14 protein-coding genes and 1 pseudogene (1 of these 15 running past the window's edge) are annotated in these 15003 nt (G+C 35.8%); 4 read left to right on the forward strand and 11 right to left on the reverse strand.

Going from position 1 to position 15003, the window contains the following annotated elements:
* On the forward strand, positions 1-2034 hold the 3' portion of the coding sequence (locus M1D66_RS23610; RefSeq protein WP_242554865.1) for an efflux RND transporter permease subunit. The gene continues 1011 nt to the left of window position 1, outside the view; 2034 of the gene's 3045 nt are visible here — the last part of the coding sequence; its start codon lies beyond the left edge, outside the window; its stop codon occupies positions 2032-2034.
* A 44-nt stretch (positions 2035-2078) separates the two neighbouring features.
* Here M1D66_RS23610 and M1D66_RS23615 read toward each other — a convergent pair.
* The 4 genes and pseudogenes from M1D66_RS23615 to M1D66_RS23630 all read right to left on the reverse strand — a co-directional run.
* Positions 2079-2144 (reverse strand): annotated as a pseudogene (locus M1D66_RS23615) (AAA family ATPase); the annotation flags it as partial.
* 121 nt (positions 2145-2265) lie between these two features.
* On the reverse strand, positions 2266-3186 hold the full coding sequence (pstA, locus tag M1D66_RS23620) for a phosphate ABC transporter permease PstA (RefSeq protein WP_000994141.1): 921 nt from the start codon (positions 3184-3186) through the stop codon (positions 2266-2268).
* Between the two features lie 2 nt (positions 3187-3188).
* On the reverse strand, positions 3189-4079 hold the full coding sequence (gene pstC, locus M1D66_RS23625; RefSeq protein ID WP_000676676.1) for a phosphate ABC transporter permease subunit PstC: 891 nt from the start codon (positions 4077-4079) through the stop codon (positions 3189-3191).
* Between the two features lie 71 nt (positions 4080-4150).
* Positions 4151-5053 carry a phosphate ABC transporter substrate-binding protein PstS family protein gene (locus M1D66_RS23630; protein ID WP_000245108.1) on the reverse strand — a complete coding sequence of 301 codons (903 nt, stop codon included), beginning with the start codon at positions 5051-5053 and terminating at the stop codon, positions 4151-4153.
* A 509-nt stretch (positions 5054-5562) separates the two neighbouring features.
* Between M1D66_RS23630 and M1D66_RS23635 the strand changes: the two genes are divergently transcribed.
* Genes M1D66_RS23635 through M1D66_RS23645 form a run of 3 tightly spaced genes read left to right on the forward strand, consistent with a single transcriptional unit; the run spans position 5563 to position 7917 of the window.
* On the forward strand, positions 5563-5820 hold the full coding sequence (locus M1D66_RS23635; RefSeq protein ID WP_000252982.1) for a FeoA family protein: 258 nt from the start codon (positions 5563-5565) through the stop codon (positions 5818-5820).
* Complete coding sequence (locus M1D66_RS23640) at positions 5817-6539, forward strand: FeoB small GTPase domain-containing protein (protein ID WP_065223112.1); 723 nt, start codon at positions 5817-5819, stop codon at positions 6537-6539. Before M1D66_RS23635 ends, M1D66_RS23640 begins: the two co-directional genes overlap by 4 nt.
* Complete coding sequence (locus tag M1D66_RS23645) at positions 6517-7917, forward strand: nucleoside recognition domain-containing protein (protein WP_049107273.1); 1401 nt, start codon at positions 6517-6519, stop codon at positions 7915-7917. The genes M1D66_RS23640 and M1D66_RS23645 overlap by 23 nt, the downstream gene beginning before the upstream one ends.
* A 61-nt stretch (positions 7918-7978) precedes the next feature.
* On the opposite strand, the gene M1D66_RS23650 is transcribed toward M1D66_RS23645, so the two are convergent.
* The 7 genes from M1D66_RS23650 to M1D66_RS23680 all read right to left on the reverse strand — a co-directional run bounded on the left by M1D66_RS23650 (position 7979) and on the right by M1D66_RS23680 (position 14947).
* Positions 7979-8116, reverse strand: coding sequence for a hypothetical protein (locus tag M1D66_RS23650; protein ID WP_000493997.1), 138 nt, complete (start codon positions 8114-8116; stop codon positions 7979-7981).
* A gap of 11 nt (positions 8117-8127) precedes the next feature.
* Positions 8128-9294, reverse strand: coding sequence for a spore germination protein GerLC (gene gerLC, locus M1D66_RS23655; RefSeq protein WP_049107274.1), 1167 nt, complete (start codon positions 9292-9294; stop codon positions 8128-8130).
* Positions 9278-10402 carry a spore germination protein GerLB gene (gene gerLB, locus M1D66_RS23660; protein WP_000802009.1) on the reverse strand — a complete coding sequence of 375 codons (1125 nt, stop codon included), beginning with the start codon at positions 10400-10402 and terminating at the stop codon, positions 9278-9280. Before gerLB ends, gerLC begins: the two co-directional genes overlap by 17 nt.
* The gene (gene gerLA / locus M1D66_RS23665) at positions 10403-11881 is read right to left on the reverse strand and encodes a spore germination protein GerLA (protein WP_002023287.1); all 1479 of its coding nucleotides are present in this window, start codon (positions 11879-11881) and stop codon (positions 10403-10405) included. It abuts the gene before it with no gap.
* 222 nt (positions 11882-12103) lie between these two features.
* Entirely contained in the window at positions 12104-13576 is a 1473-nt protein-coding gene (locus M1D66_RS23670; protein WP_086384882.1) for a sodium:solute symporter family protein, read from the reverse strand.
* Complete coding sequence (locus tag M1D66_RS23675) at positions 13573-13770, reverse strand: DUF3311 domain-containing protein (protein ID WP_086384881.1); 198 nt, start codon at positions 13768-13770, stop codon at positions 13573-13575. Before M1D66_RS23675 ends, M1D66_RS23670 begins: the two co-directional genes overlap by 4 nt.
* A gap of 1 nt (position 13771) precedes the next feature.
* Positions 13772-14947: an amidohydrolase gene (locus M1D66_RS23680; protein ID WP_086384880.1), complete on the reverse strand. Its 1176-nt coding sequence runs from the start codon at positions 14945-14947 to the stop codon at positions 13772-13774.
* Between the last annotated feature and the right edge of the window lie 56 nt (positions 14948-15003).

Here is a 15003-nt window from a genome sequence, read left to right on the forward strand (position 1 = left end):
GCAACTCTAATTATCTTAATCTTTTTACGTAACTTCCGAACAACACTCATCGCTGTTGTCAGTATTCCATTATCCATTTTATTAACACTCTTTTTACTACATCAATCTAACATTACACTTAACATTTTAACCCTCGGTGGTTTAGCTGTTGCGGTTGGACGTCTCGTCGATGATAGTATCGTTGTCATCGAGAATATTTTCCGCCGTTTACAAAAAGATTCTTTCTCTAAAGATATCATTCTCGATGCAACGAAAGAAGTCGCAGTCGCAATTACTTCTTCTACTTTAACAACGGTCGCTGTTTTTTTACCTATCGGCCTCGTATCAGGAGCAATCGGAAAATTAATGTTACCTATGGTATTAGCAGTTGTATATTCTATATTATCATCCTTAATCGTTGCACTAACAGTTGTTCCACTTATGGCTTTTTTACTACTCAAAAAAACAAAGCATCGAAAGCCAAGTTCTTCATCACGATATGTCGCTACATTAAAGTGGGCTCTTTCTCATAAATTCATTATTCTACTTACTGCATTTTTATTATTTGTAGGATCAATTGCAGCTTATATATTACTACCGAAAGCAAACATAAAATCTGAAGACGACACAATGTTATCTATTAACATGACATTTCCAGCCGATTATAATGCTGAATCTCAAAAACAAAAAGCATTTGATTTTGAAAAGAAATTACTTTCTAATTCAGATATAACAGACGTTATTTTACGAATGGGATCTAGCGCAGAAGATGCACAATGGGGGCAAACAACTAAAAATAACCTCGCTAGTATATTCGTAGTCTTTAAAAAAGGTTCTGATATTGATCAATATATTAAAGAGTTAAAAAAGGAACATAAAACTTTTGAGCCTGCTGAACTTGATTATATAAAAACAAGTTATTCAAGCTCTGGCGGCGGTAATAACTTACAATTTAACGTAACAGCTACTAACGAAGCGGATTTAAAAGAGGCGGCTACTATCGTTGAAACAAAACTAAAAAGCATGAATGATCTTTCTAAAGTAAAAACAAATTTAGAAGACTCTAAGAAAGAATGGCAAATTCATATTGATCAAACAAAGGCTGAACAACTAGGTTTAACACCAGAAATAGCTGCGCAACAAGTGGCATTCCTTATGAAGAAATCACCTATTGGCGAAATTACAATTAATAATGAAAAAGCTACTATTATGATAGAACACAAAAAAGAAAACATTAATAAACAAGAAGATATTTTAAATACAAACATACTATCACCTATTAATGGACCAATACCTTTAAAAGACATCGCAACTATTTCAGAAAAACAAACACAAACAGAAATTTTCCATAAAGACGGAAAAGAAACAATCCAAATTACAGCCGAAGCTTCAAATGAAGATTTGAGTAAAGTAAACACAGCAGTAAATAAAGCGATGACTGACTTAGATTTACCTGGTGGTGCAAAAGTAAATATCGCAGGAGCTACTGAATCTATGCAAGAGAATTTTACAGATTTATTCAAAATTATGGGGATTGCAATCGGGATTGTATATTTAATTATGGTTATCACCTTCGGGCAAGCACGTGCTCCTTTTGCAATCCTATTCTCCTTACCATTAGCTGCTGTCGGTGGTATTTTAGGATTAATCATTTCACGAACACCTGTTGATGTAAATTCCTTGATCGGCGCATTAATGTTAATTGGGATTGTTGTTACAAACGCTATTGTATTAATAGAAAGAGTCCAACAAAATCGGGAACATGGAATGGAAACTAGAGAAGCCTTACTTGAAGCAGGTTCTACTAGACTACGCCCAATTATTATGACAGCTATTACAACAATCGTTGCTATGCTCCCACTCCTATTTGGCCAATCCCAAGCAGGAAGTATGGTATCAAAAAGTTTAGCCGTCGTTGTCATCGGCGGTTTGGCAGTCTCAACTGCTCTTACATTAGTAGTCGTTCCAGTTATGTATGAACTATTAGATAAAATCGGGAGAAAAAGACGCTCCCGTAGGAAAATAAGCACTTCTACAGAAACACCTGATATTTAAAAACAAAAGGCGTTATCTTCACAAATGAAGATAACGCCTTCTCTCTATTTAGTCATATAATCCATCATTTTTTCCACATATTGCTCTATAGGTTTACTAGAATCCACAATCTAAATTACATCTGTTCTTCTTTATAATTAATCACAAATTCAACAATCATTACATCCATTCCTTCTATATTAAAATACAAAAGAACCCCCTACTTATAAATAGAGAGTTCCTCTTTATAATTTATGCCGCTTTTACCTTTTTCGTTGTTTTACTTTTTCTTTTCGTTCCTGTAAAGCGCTTGTGTAATATAGATGCTATCAAGCGTGAAATAACATTGAATAGTAATACCATAATAATTAATACAGCTGCAGATTTTGTCGCAATCAACTTCGCATCTGGAATAACTCCTTCAGAATTTAATTTCCAAATGTGAACCGCTAATGTTTCAGCTGGTCTAAACGGATTTAAAGGATGCGCAGGACTTGAGAAATCCGCTGCTGAATTTAAAATCGGGGATGTTAAACCCGCTGTGTAAATTAATGCTGCCGCTTCCCCAAATATACGACCCGCCGCTAAAATAATCCCTGTAATAATTTGTGGTAATGACGATGGGATAATAATACGAGCGATTGTTTGCCACTTCGTTGCACCTAATCCAAGACTTGCCTCTTTTACATTCTGAGGAACTTCTGAAATCGCATTTTCACAAACACGCGTTAAACCCGGTAAATTTAAAATAGTTAAAGCAAGAGCACCACCCATTACTGTGTATCCCCAACCTGTCATTGTAACGAACACTAACAAACCAAATAAACCAACAACAATAGAAGGTAAAGACGCCATCGTCTCTATACATAGACGAACAAAATTTAAAAAACGTCCTTGTTTTGCGTACTCTGCTAAATATATTCCAGCACCTAATCCAAGAGGAATAGATATAATAAGCGTTATAACAAGCATGTAGAATGAATTGAATAACTGCGGACCAATCCCACCACCAGCTCTTGTATTGCTTGGTTCTCCAAACAAGAAATTAGGATCCCAAAATCCCCATCCCTTTTGTAAAATCTCAAATACTAAGAACACTAGCAAAGCTACAACTAAAGCCGCAACCGCATAAAAGATACCTGTCCAAACTTTATTTACCGTTCTTGCATTCATTATTATCGCTCACCTCTTTGCCCAATCGCTCGAATTACTAAAATAAACAGGAATGAAATAACAAGTAAAATCATCGCTAAAGTCCATAGCGCATTGTTCCAAGCAGTTCCGTTCAATGTATTCGTCATGTCCATTGTTAAAATACCAGTTAACGTCGCTGTCGGACTATATATTCCTTCTGGTAATTTAATCGTATTCCCGATTACCATTTGAACCGCTAACGCTTCACCGAAAGCACGCGCTAAGCCTAAAACAACACCTGTTAAAATCCCTTTTTTCGCAGCAGGAACAATCACTCGGCTAATCGCTTGCCATTTCGTTGATCCTAGACCATAAGAAGCTTCTAAATAATCAAATGGAACAGAACGTATTGCATCAGAAGCGATACTAGCAATAGTAGGTAAAATCATAATACTTAATACAACAATACCTGCAATTAAACTAAAGCCTACTCCCCCAAACGAATCACGTAATAGCGGTACTAAAATCGTAACCCCTAATAATCCGTATACAACCGAAGGAATACCAACTAACAATTCTAGAACAGGCTTCAATACTTTATTTCCAAACTTTGGCGAAATTAAATTCATGAATATAGCAAGAGCTATAGCAATTGGTGCACTAATAATAACCGCACCTAACGAAACCACCGTTGAACCTACAATGAAAATTAAAGCCCCGAAGGATCCTTGATCAGCATTTGGATTCCATTTTGTCGATGTTAACATCTCAGTAAATGAGATACCACTTTGTGTAAAAGATTGAATACCTTTCCCACAAATAAACGCAATAATAGCTAATGTAATTAAAACTATAAAAATACCACAAAACGTAACAAGTGATCTTCCTATATATTCACTTTTCACGTAATTAATTTGTTTTTTCCCCTTCATCACAGGACAGACCCCACTTCACAGATTGAAATGAACAGGACTGGCCTTGCAGCCAGCCCCATAAAATTTTATTACTTATTTAATTTAGACATTGGAATGTAGCCCATATCTTCTACTTGCTTTTCAAAATCTTTACCTTTTACATAATCGATGTAAGCTTTCGTCGCTTCCTTCGCTTCACCTTTTGTTACCATATATTCGTAAGACCAGAATGGATATTTACCAGACGCGATGTTTTCAACTTTCGGTTCAGCACCATCAATTTTCACTGTTTGTAGTGCGCCTTTTTTCTCGCCCACCATGTAAGACATTGCTAAATAGCTCACCGAACCAGGAGTAGAGTTAATCGCTTGCTCTACTGCACCGTTAGAATCTTGTGTTGTACCAGTTCCATCATTAATTTTCGCGTCTTTCATAATCGTTTTTTCAAATGTAGCACGTGTACCAGATGAAGCTGGACGATTAATTACATTGATTTTTTCATCTTTTCCGCCAACTTCTTTCCAATTTGTTACTTTTCCAGTGAAGATATCTTGTACTTGTTGCATTGTTAAGTTATCAACTTTTACATCTTTATTTACGACAAGAGCGAATGCAATACCCGCTACCTTGTTATCTACTAATTCTTTCGCCTTTTCAGCATCTTTTATTTTATCTCCGGATGGAACATCTGAATTACCAATTTGTACTGCACCAGATGCTACTTGGTTAATCCCAGTTCCACTACCGCCACCTTGAACTTGAATAGAAACTTTTGAATTTTTCTCCATGAATTTCTTTCCAGCTTCCTCCGCAAGAGGTAGAAGAGCTGTAGAACCAGCCGCTGCAATCGTACCTGATAATTCTTGTTTTGTATTATCGCTTCCTTTAGCAGTGTCTTTACTAGTTGTATCTTCTGCTTTCCCACAACCAACTAATGCTCCTGCTACCACTAAAGCTGCTAAAGAAAATTTAATACCTTTTTTCATAACCATGTCTTGTACCCCCATTTGGATTATCACTTTTCGAATTCATTTTCTTTCGAACACAAATTCATTGTAGGACAACAATATTATGTGAGTGTTAAGCAATTTTTAATTTTAAGTAAATGACGATAATAATCTTTAAAAGCTAGAAATCCCAACATTTATAGTTAAATAATCCAACAAAAACCACACTAACTACGCCGCAATGTAAATATATTCTTAACAATGTAAATTCAATGTAAATGTTTTTCTCTCTTTTTCCCTTTTCGTTAAAGTTACATTTACAATTCCGCTGTATTTTGTAATTTTTATACACCTAATTTATGCACATTAAAAATAATTTCAGTAATATTTTTTAGTACAACTAAATAAATTGGAACAATTCTAAAAATAAATGAATATTTTTAAAGTACTAATTGACAACATAATCCAATGTAGTCTACTATATTACTAACAAAAAGTTTACCTTAGGAAACTTTTTAAACTCAAACTAAAAATATAGAGATGAGGTAACTTTTATGGTATCGGCTAATATAAAACCACTTTCCGAATTTAAAATAGGAGAGTTTGTACAAATTGAGAAGATACAATTAGAAGGAACTATGAAACGACGTTTATTAGATTTGGGATTTATCCCAGGGGCGACGATTAAAGTATTGCAACGCAGTCCACTTGGAGATCCGGTCGCTTATCAAGTGAGCAACACAACTATTGCACTGCGCAAAGAAGAAAGCTCCCTTATTTTCGGGGTATTAATAGGAGATGATTTCAGATGAGCAAACATCGTATCGCTTTAGCTGGTAACCCGAATACAGGGAAAAGTACATTATTTAATACTTTAACAGGCTTAAAACAACATACTGGAAACTGGACGGGAAAAACTGTTTTAAAAGCTGAAGGAGAATATGAACATAACGGAAGTAATTATACATTAATAGATTTACCGGGAACTTACTCACTATACTCAAATTCCGCAGACGAAGAAGTAGCGAGGGATTATATTATATTTGAAAAACCAGAAGTAACTGTAGTTGTTATAGACGCAACTGCTATGGAAAGAAATTTAAATTTAGCACTCCAGGTGATGGAGATGACAAATAATGTAGTCATTTGCATTAACTTAATTGATGAAGCCGAGAAAAAAGGGATTGTTATCGATGAAAAGAAATTAGCAAAATCACTTGGTGTACCTGTCGTTAAAATTTCAGCACGTAACCGAGTAGGTATTGGTCATTTGCTAAATGTTATTGCAAAAGTAGCAAATAAAAAACTAATTCCAGCACCAATTAAAATTACTTACAGCGAAAAAATCGAAAATATGATTCAGGAATTAGAACCACAAATTTATAAAGTGTTCGGTGATACGTATCCAGCACGTTGGATTGCGTTACGTATATTAGATGGAGATAAAAATTTCTTAACTACACTTCAAAAACACCATAATGAACCACTTGTAAGGGAGGTCGTAATTAATGGAATCTCACTCAGCCAGTAAAGCTCTTCCATTAGACTATATTATTCAACATGCACAAACACTTTCAAAAGAAGATATACGAGATGATATAGTCGGAGATATTTACCGAACATCTGCAAGCATATGTAAAGAATCAGTCCAATATACAAATACTGATAAATTATATCGTTCCGAAAAACTAGATAAAATTTTCACATCTCCAATCTGGGGATTCCCAATTATGCTCGGTATTTTATCTATTATTTTTTATCTTACAATTGCAGGCGCTAACGTACCATCTGATATGATTGCCGAATTCTTCGGATGGGCCGAAGGATATTTAACATCTTGGTTCCAAGCTGCGCATGCACCTGAATGGTTACATGGCATTTTAATACTTGGTTTGTTCCGTGGTATCGGTGCTGTTATTAGCGTTATGTTACCACCTATGGCAATCTTTTTCCCTATGTTCGCGCTATTAGAAAACTACGGATACTTACCACGTGTCGCGTTTAATATGGACCGCTTATTCAAACGATCCGGCGCACACGGGAAACAATCTTTAACAATGGCAATGGGATTTGGTTGTAATGCAGCAGCCATTATGTCAACACGTATCATTGAATCACCACGTGAACGTATGCTAGCAATTTTAACGAATAACTTCGTTCCTTGTAACGGTCGCTGGCCTATGTTAATTTTAATGGCTTCACTATTTATGGCTGCTGGTTATACAGGCAGTATGCAAACATTGATTACTGCTGGCGTTGTAGTCGGAATGGTTGTAATTGGTGTTATTATGACATTAACTGTTTCTTGGGTACTATCAAAAACAGCCTTAAAAGGGGTTCCAACTCACTACACACTTGAGTTACCTCCGTACCGCAAGCCAAAAGTTTGGAATACAATTGTTCGCGCAACACTCGATAAATCAATCTATGTTTTAAAACGAGCTATAGTTGTTGCTGCCCCTGCAGCTGCATTAACTTGGTTACTTGCTAACATTTTTATCGGTGACACAAGCTTACTTATGTATTTTGTAAATTTCCTAGATCCATTTGCTAAAATGTTAGGACTTGACGGGTTTATTCTAGCTGCATTCATTCTTGGACTACCTGCTAATGAAATTGTAATCCCAATTTTATTAATGTCTTACTTATCAACTGGGGCTTTAACTGAAATAGATGATTTTAATCAAATTAAAAATCTATTCCTAGAAAATGGTTGGACTTGGTTAACAGCGTTAAACACAATGTTGTTCTCACTTCTTCATTTCCCGTGCGGAACAACACTAGTTAACATATACAAAGAAACAAAAAGTGCAAAATGGACATTCTTATCGTTTGCAATCCCTACCGTTATCGCCATTGTTGTTACATTCCTCTCTACACAATTGGTACATTGGTTAGGGCTTGTATAAAGCAAAGCATACATAGAAGGTATCCCCCTTCACATATGCTTTGCACGAAAGAAACCTGAAATTATTCAGGTTTCTTTTTTTGCACATCAGTATTCCACGGCTGTGCTCCATACGTTGTGAGTTTTTTATGAATAAAATATATAGTTCCTGGAAGAACTGCCATTAATATCGTGCAACTAATTCCTAATCCAGTAAACAACTTTCATCACCTTATTTCACTCTTTTCGGTAAAGCTGAACCTGAATGTTCAATTGTTGGATGAACATGAACAGTAATTTCAGCATTACTAAAGTAATTTTCGCCTTGATCCCAATTCTTACTTATTTTTGTCCATTCTTTATAATTATGTCGCTTATACACTTCCCCTAACTCTAATACATCTACCTTATATTTTTTTTGAACAAGCTTAATCGATTTTTGAATACGCTCCTCCATTTCTTCCGATATATCCTTCTCTAAACGCTTTTCATTCAAAACCTTTTTATGATCACTAAAGTGCAACTCAGCTATTGTACCTTCCAGAAATAAATGAATATTAAATTTCGGTTTTGTAGCATTCGTTGTGGATACTTTAATTTTTCGACGTAACTTATGAATTTCATATGTAATAAGTTGATTCTTTTTACGGATGGTAAAAAAACCTCCAATTTTTTTACCTATTATATAATTCATCCCTACTGTTTCTTCCCCACTCAAATTGCCTACACACTTATTATCCTTTCCACGAAACAATGCTGCACCGTTCATTTGTACTCCTTGTTTTGTTAGTTCCAGAATAGGTAATACAAAACTTCGGTTAGAGATCATCTTTTCCTGCACCTCACCAATTCTTGCAGCCTCAATCATTTGGGCATTTTTCGGAGGGTGTTCAGCTAACATATCAATATACTGCGCCGGTAAATTTTCAGGCTTGGCACTTTGTTTTAAAATAGCTTCGGCATTTTTATTAGAAACGAACAAACGAATATTTCTTCTCATCTCATGATCGCGAATATATACATCTAACGTATTTTGTAAAATGTATGGATGTGAAAGTAATTCTTCAGAGAAAATAATCACCTGTATATGAGGGAAAAATAATGTACGACTAATTTTTTTGGCGATTATTCTTATTTGTTCAAATACACTATCTGCTTTTGCACTAACATTAATATAATTTTCGCTATCCCCACCCCCTTGTCCACCCTGTTGAGACAATTTACTGGGGAGTACCATCTGATAGGTCCCTTTCATAATTGGATTCGCTTTCTTCTCCTTCACAATATCGTAAGCCGCTCCTACTACAAATCCTCTTTCTTCTATCTCTTCTAACTCAGAACACCCACTCATAAATCCAGTTAAAGCCATAACCATTATAATTTTAAGAAGGTGTTTCATTTCCACCATTCCTTCTTTTTATTTTATATACAATCAAAACGAGCAAAGGAGCTAACAAAACAAACCCCATATCTATCCAAGCTAAATAAGTCCCATAACTTGATAAAGTATTCAAACTACTAGGTATCATATTCACCATAAAAATAATAGGGGCACTTACGAAAATAAAAATTTGTTTCTTCACTTTCGGAAACATAGCACAAAACAATAAAGATGCGACGTCATAATACATTGCTGTAGTGTTATAAATAGTAATAATCCAAGTCGTAAAAAAAATCGCATCAAACCTTTCTAAAAATCCTCCACCAATTTCAATTTCTTTCCCTAATTCAATTGTTGGATATGTCAATCCACGTGTTGTCATATAAGTAAAAACACTAATACAAGTTACATAAATTAAAATGTATGACAGCACGTTTACCATCACCGCTTTCGCGACTGCCATTGGCGCTTTTTTCGCTGTCTTATCATTCAGCAAAACCGCATAAAATAACGCTACTTCAAATCCAATAAACGTAAAAATAGAATTTTTAACTCCAACAGCATATTGACTTACTTTCGTTTGAAAAGCTGGTAGTAAATTATTTATTTCCATTAAATTTATATTCAATAAAGAAAGAAGTACTATCGCAATTAAAACAATAGGTAAGAATAAAACATTTAACCTTAATAAGGCTGCTCTTGATCCTGCTATTCCATAAATAACAACTAATAAGAAGAAGAAAGACAGTAGTTGTATTGGTGTATCACTAAATAAATACGTTTGAGAAATAACTGAAATCATTCGCGATTCATATGCTGTCAAAGCAGCAAACGTTAATACTAAAATACTACTAATTGTGTATGCAACAGGCTTCGTCAAATGCGCACTCGTATATTGAACAAAATTTTGTTTTGGAAATAAGATAGCCACTCTCGTCACAAACCAGCCTAAAACTGCGCAGATCAATCCACCCAAAAGCAAGATAATCCAACCGTCCGAAAATAAAGTTTGGTTAGCGATATCTCTTGGCATAGACAATGCCCCTATACCAATAATGGTCGATGATACCGCAAACCCAATTTCACGAGATCCAATCTCTTCATCGCCATACTCAAATGGTTTCACTTATTTTCGCTCCTTTGGACGTATTGTAGAATCTTTTGTTTGTAAGTACTCTGGTCTATCTTTCAACATCGATTTTGGCATGCGAATAAATTCTTCTTTCCAATCTTTATAAAATGCAGGAGCAATTGGAGTTGTATACGGTATACCAACACTTGTTAAATTTGTAATATGAATAGCAAGTGCGATCAGAGCTAGAATGATCCCATACAGCCCAAAAGCCGTTGCAGCTAATACAAAGACGAAAAGTAAAATTCGGAACGTAATCGTAATACTATATACAGGAAGCGAAAACGTAGCAATCGCAGTAACTGCAATAATAATAACTAAAAACGGATTTACAATCCCTGCATTTACCGCAGCTTCTCCAATTACAAGACCTCCTACAATCCCTATCGTTTGTCCCATCGGTTTCGGCAATCGGATTCCAGCTTCTCGTATTAATTCCATAGTCAAGGCCATCATTAACGTTTCAATATATGCAGGAAACGGAACACCTTCCCTCGCACCTGCAATTGAATAAGCCAGTTTAGAAGGAATAAGTCCTTGATGATAAGATACAAGTGCTACATACATAGCTGGTAACAAAACCGCAATTATGCCTGAACCCATACGTAAAAATCTTAATAACGTTCCAATCACCCAGCGCTCGTAATGATCTTCTACAGATTGAAAAATATCAACAAACACAAGTGGTGCAATAAGAGCAAACGGGGATCCGTCTACTAAAATGGCCGCCTTCCCTTTCGCTAATGAGGCTATAATATTATCAGGCCTCTCTGTATTCAAAAACTGTGGAAATGGGGATAAATTATTATCCTGAATTAATTGTTCAATCGTACCTGTTTCCAAAACGACATCTGTCACTATTGATTGAAGACGGCGATCTAACTCTTTTACAATGTGAGGATTAATAATATCTTCTATATATACTAGGGTTACTTCTTTCTGCGATCGCTTCCCCATAATATAAGATTGGAACCTCAACTTTGGATCGCGTAAACTGCGTCGGATTAACATTTTATTTACATTAATATCTTCATTTAATCCAACTCTCGGTCCGCGTATTAAATCTTCTGTCACTGGTGGTTCTAAACTTCGCTTCTCCCAGGCCCTACTATTAATAACGATAGCGGTTTGAATATTATCAATTAATATAACTGTATCTCCCGCTAATATCGCATTCATAATATCTGGAAACTTCGTCTTTACACCCACTTCTGCGATAGAAATAAAACGATCCAATAACGTTTGAACAACAGCTTCCTCATTTATAATTTCTTCGTATTGCAGTGTGCGAATGACATATTTATAAACATTATCCTTATCTGTCAATCCACATAAAAACACAACCGCACAACGTGTAAAACTCCCAGCAAGAGCAACTTCTCTAATTGTTAAATCATTAGGTGAACCTAACTCATCCCTAATTTCTTTCATAACTTCAAATAAGTTACCTTCAAGCTCTAACAATTTCCCCACCTAGCTTCCTTTTCAACAAGTTTTTAGTTAGATTCCGCTAATAGAAGGAAATATATACAAAAAAAGAGCTATCTCTTTTCAAAGATAGCTCTAATAAAGTAAAACTTTAATCAACCCTCACCAATCGGGCTTTTACGGACAGTTTAATCCCCACCTAACTTCTTTGCTTCCGCTGAATTTTGAGGTGGGGGTCTTACTGCCCGTTAATGCAGGATAAACGAATTACTTTTCTACTATTATAGTGTTTTTCTTTATAAATACACCTTTTGTAAATCCACTAACTACAAACATCACAATCATATTAATTAACAATGCGACTATGCCCACATTCAAATCTTTTATATACTGCGGAAAACTCGGAAACATCGTAGCTATAGTTGAGCCAGATAAGGTAATATATGCGACCACTAACAGCCCAACTCCCATTCCTGCAATCGCCCCTTGCTTCGTAATAATTTGACGTGGAAACAAGCTACATACAAGTGCAGGGAAAAGTTGTGTAACGATACTGTATCCCATTAATAGAAGTGCTCCTATTGTTTCTCCTCCTTTAAATGTAAATAAAACTGCCACGAGCGTTACTACAGGCACAAATAATTTTGCCATCTTAGCAACTTGTCTATCTGAAGCAGACGGGACTATCGTTCGGTAAATATTTTTTGCTAACAGTGTAGAAGCCGCCATAACAAGCATAGACCCTGGAACTAATGCCGTTAATACTCCCGCACTACCAATAATTCCAATAAACCAAGGATCAAAAGTTTGTAAAGCAAGACGGAATAACGAAAGATCTACATCCGCTCCCTTTAACCCAGGAACTTGCAATATAGCAGCAAATCCTGCAAAAAATACGAAAAGTAAAACTAAAGAATACAATGGCATAATTGCTGCATTTTTACGAAATACTTTTTCATTTTTTGCAGAAAAAGCAGAAGCAAATGTATGAGGCCACATATAAAAACCGAGGGCCGTTAATATAATAGTAGAAACAAACCAAGAAATACTCATTCCTTCTTCAGGTAAAGATAAAAATCCCGGTTTCGCTGCCTCTACAGCCTCAAACATCGGCTGAAATCCTCCATAATAATGATACGGCAAATATATACCTAAAAACATAACGATAAACAGTATCATAATATCCTTCAAAGCAGCCGTCCAAGCCGAACCATGTATACCTGAAACCATTACATATATAGTTATAACAATAGCACCAATCCATACTGCAACAACAGGTGACACCCTTCCGTAAGAAGCTTCTGAAACGATAATTCCCAGTCCTTTTAACTGTAAAACAAGATATGGGATGATGGAAACAACACCAACAATCGAAACAATAAGTCCAAGCGCTTTACTTCTATATTTCTTCGCAAAAAAATCCGACTGTGAAACAAGGTTATGCTCTTTCGCATACTTCCAAATGGGTGGCAATAAAAAATACGATAAAAGATAAGCTAAAGCACCATATCCCAAAATATAAAAGGTAGGTGCTCCTTTACTATACGCCCAGCCGCTTCCCCCTAAAAATGTAAACGTCGTATAAATTTCACCTGCCATAAGGAGAAAAACAAAAATAGTGCCAAATCCTCTTCCTCCAACTGACCATTGTTCTAAATTCATATCTTTTCCATGTTGTGCCCGAATCCCTAAAAATAGTGCGAGAAACAAAAATAAAATAATGATAAGTAATGCAGTCATTTTACATCCTCCTTATTAGCAGGATCAAACACGTACACAAGCCACATACAAAAAGATGTAATAAACACTGATAATAATACCCAAAATAATAAAAATGGCATCCCTAATACGTAAGGAGTAACTGAATCCGCAAATATTGGCCCAACTACTAAACAAAGAACTGGGATAAGCGCTAGAATGTGTATTTTCTTCATCTCATTCTCCTTTACTTATAAAGTTCATAATGGCTGATACAAAGACTTCCACTCCAATCGGTAATGCATCTTCGTCAATCGTAAAACGAGGGTGATGGTGAGGATATATAATACCTTTCTCTTTATTTCCCGCTCCGATAAAAAAGAATGTCCCCGGTGCCTTTTGTAAAAACGCTGAAAAATCTTCTCCAGCCATCGTTGGCTGTAAACGAACAACGCTATCCCTTCCATAAAGTTGTAATGCCGTTTGTTCAATAAGCTCTGTAGCTTCATAATCATTTACAACTGGTCGATATCCATATTCATATGAAAATGTATATTTCGCTCCGTAAGATTCCGTAATATGCTTCACAATCCGCTCAATCTTCTTCTCTGTTTCACCTCGTAATTCATGTCTTAAACTTCTTACTGTCCCTTCAATCTCTGCTTGCTCTGGTATTACATTATGAGTTGTCCCAGCATGAAATTGCGTAACAGATATTACGAGAGAATCTAATGGATTCGTGAGGCGAGATACAATTTGCTGAAGTTGCGAAACGACTTGTGTTCCGATTGCAATACTATCCACCGTTTCATGAGGGATTCCAGCATGTCCACCTTTTCCCTCTATCTTAATTTTAAAAACATCCGGTGCAGCCATTGCAGGACCATAAATAACACCTATTTTCCCAACCTCTAACGACGCCCAAAGGTGAGCACCAATAATATAATCCACACCTTCCATTACACCTGCAGCAACCATCTCCTCTGCACCACCAGGAAAATTCTCTTCAGCATGTTGGAATAGAAAACGAATCTCCCCTTTAATCTTCTCTCTTTCTTCTACCAACTTATGTACAACCCCAAGTAATATCGCTATATGTCCATCGTGACCACATGCATGCATTACACCTTTATATGTAGAAATAAAATCAAACTCATTTTCTTCATGAATAGGAAGAGCATCCATATCGGCTCGAATCGCAACTGTTTTGCCCGGATGTTTACCTACTAGCTTTGCCATCACACTATATTTAGTCGGCCGTGACACTTCTAAATATGGGAATTTCCGAAGTATATCGAACACAAACTGCGATGTTTTCTCTTCTTGAAAAGATAACTCTGGATACTTATGAAAATGCCTTCTCCACTCAACTAACTGATTTTTTGACAAAACAAGTTCCTTTGCAACATCCATTTCTCTTCTCCCCTTCTTCACCAAGTTAAATGTTATTATAACGTGAATCGTTAACT

This window comes from Bacillus sp. PK6-16 (assembly GCF_056530295.1).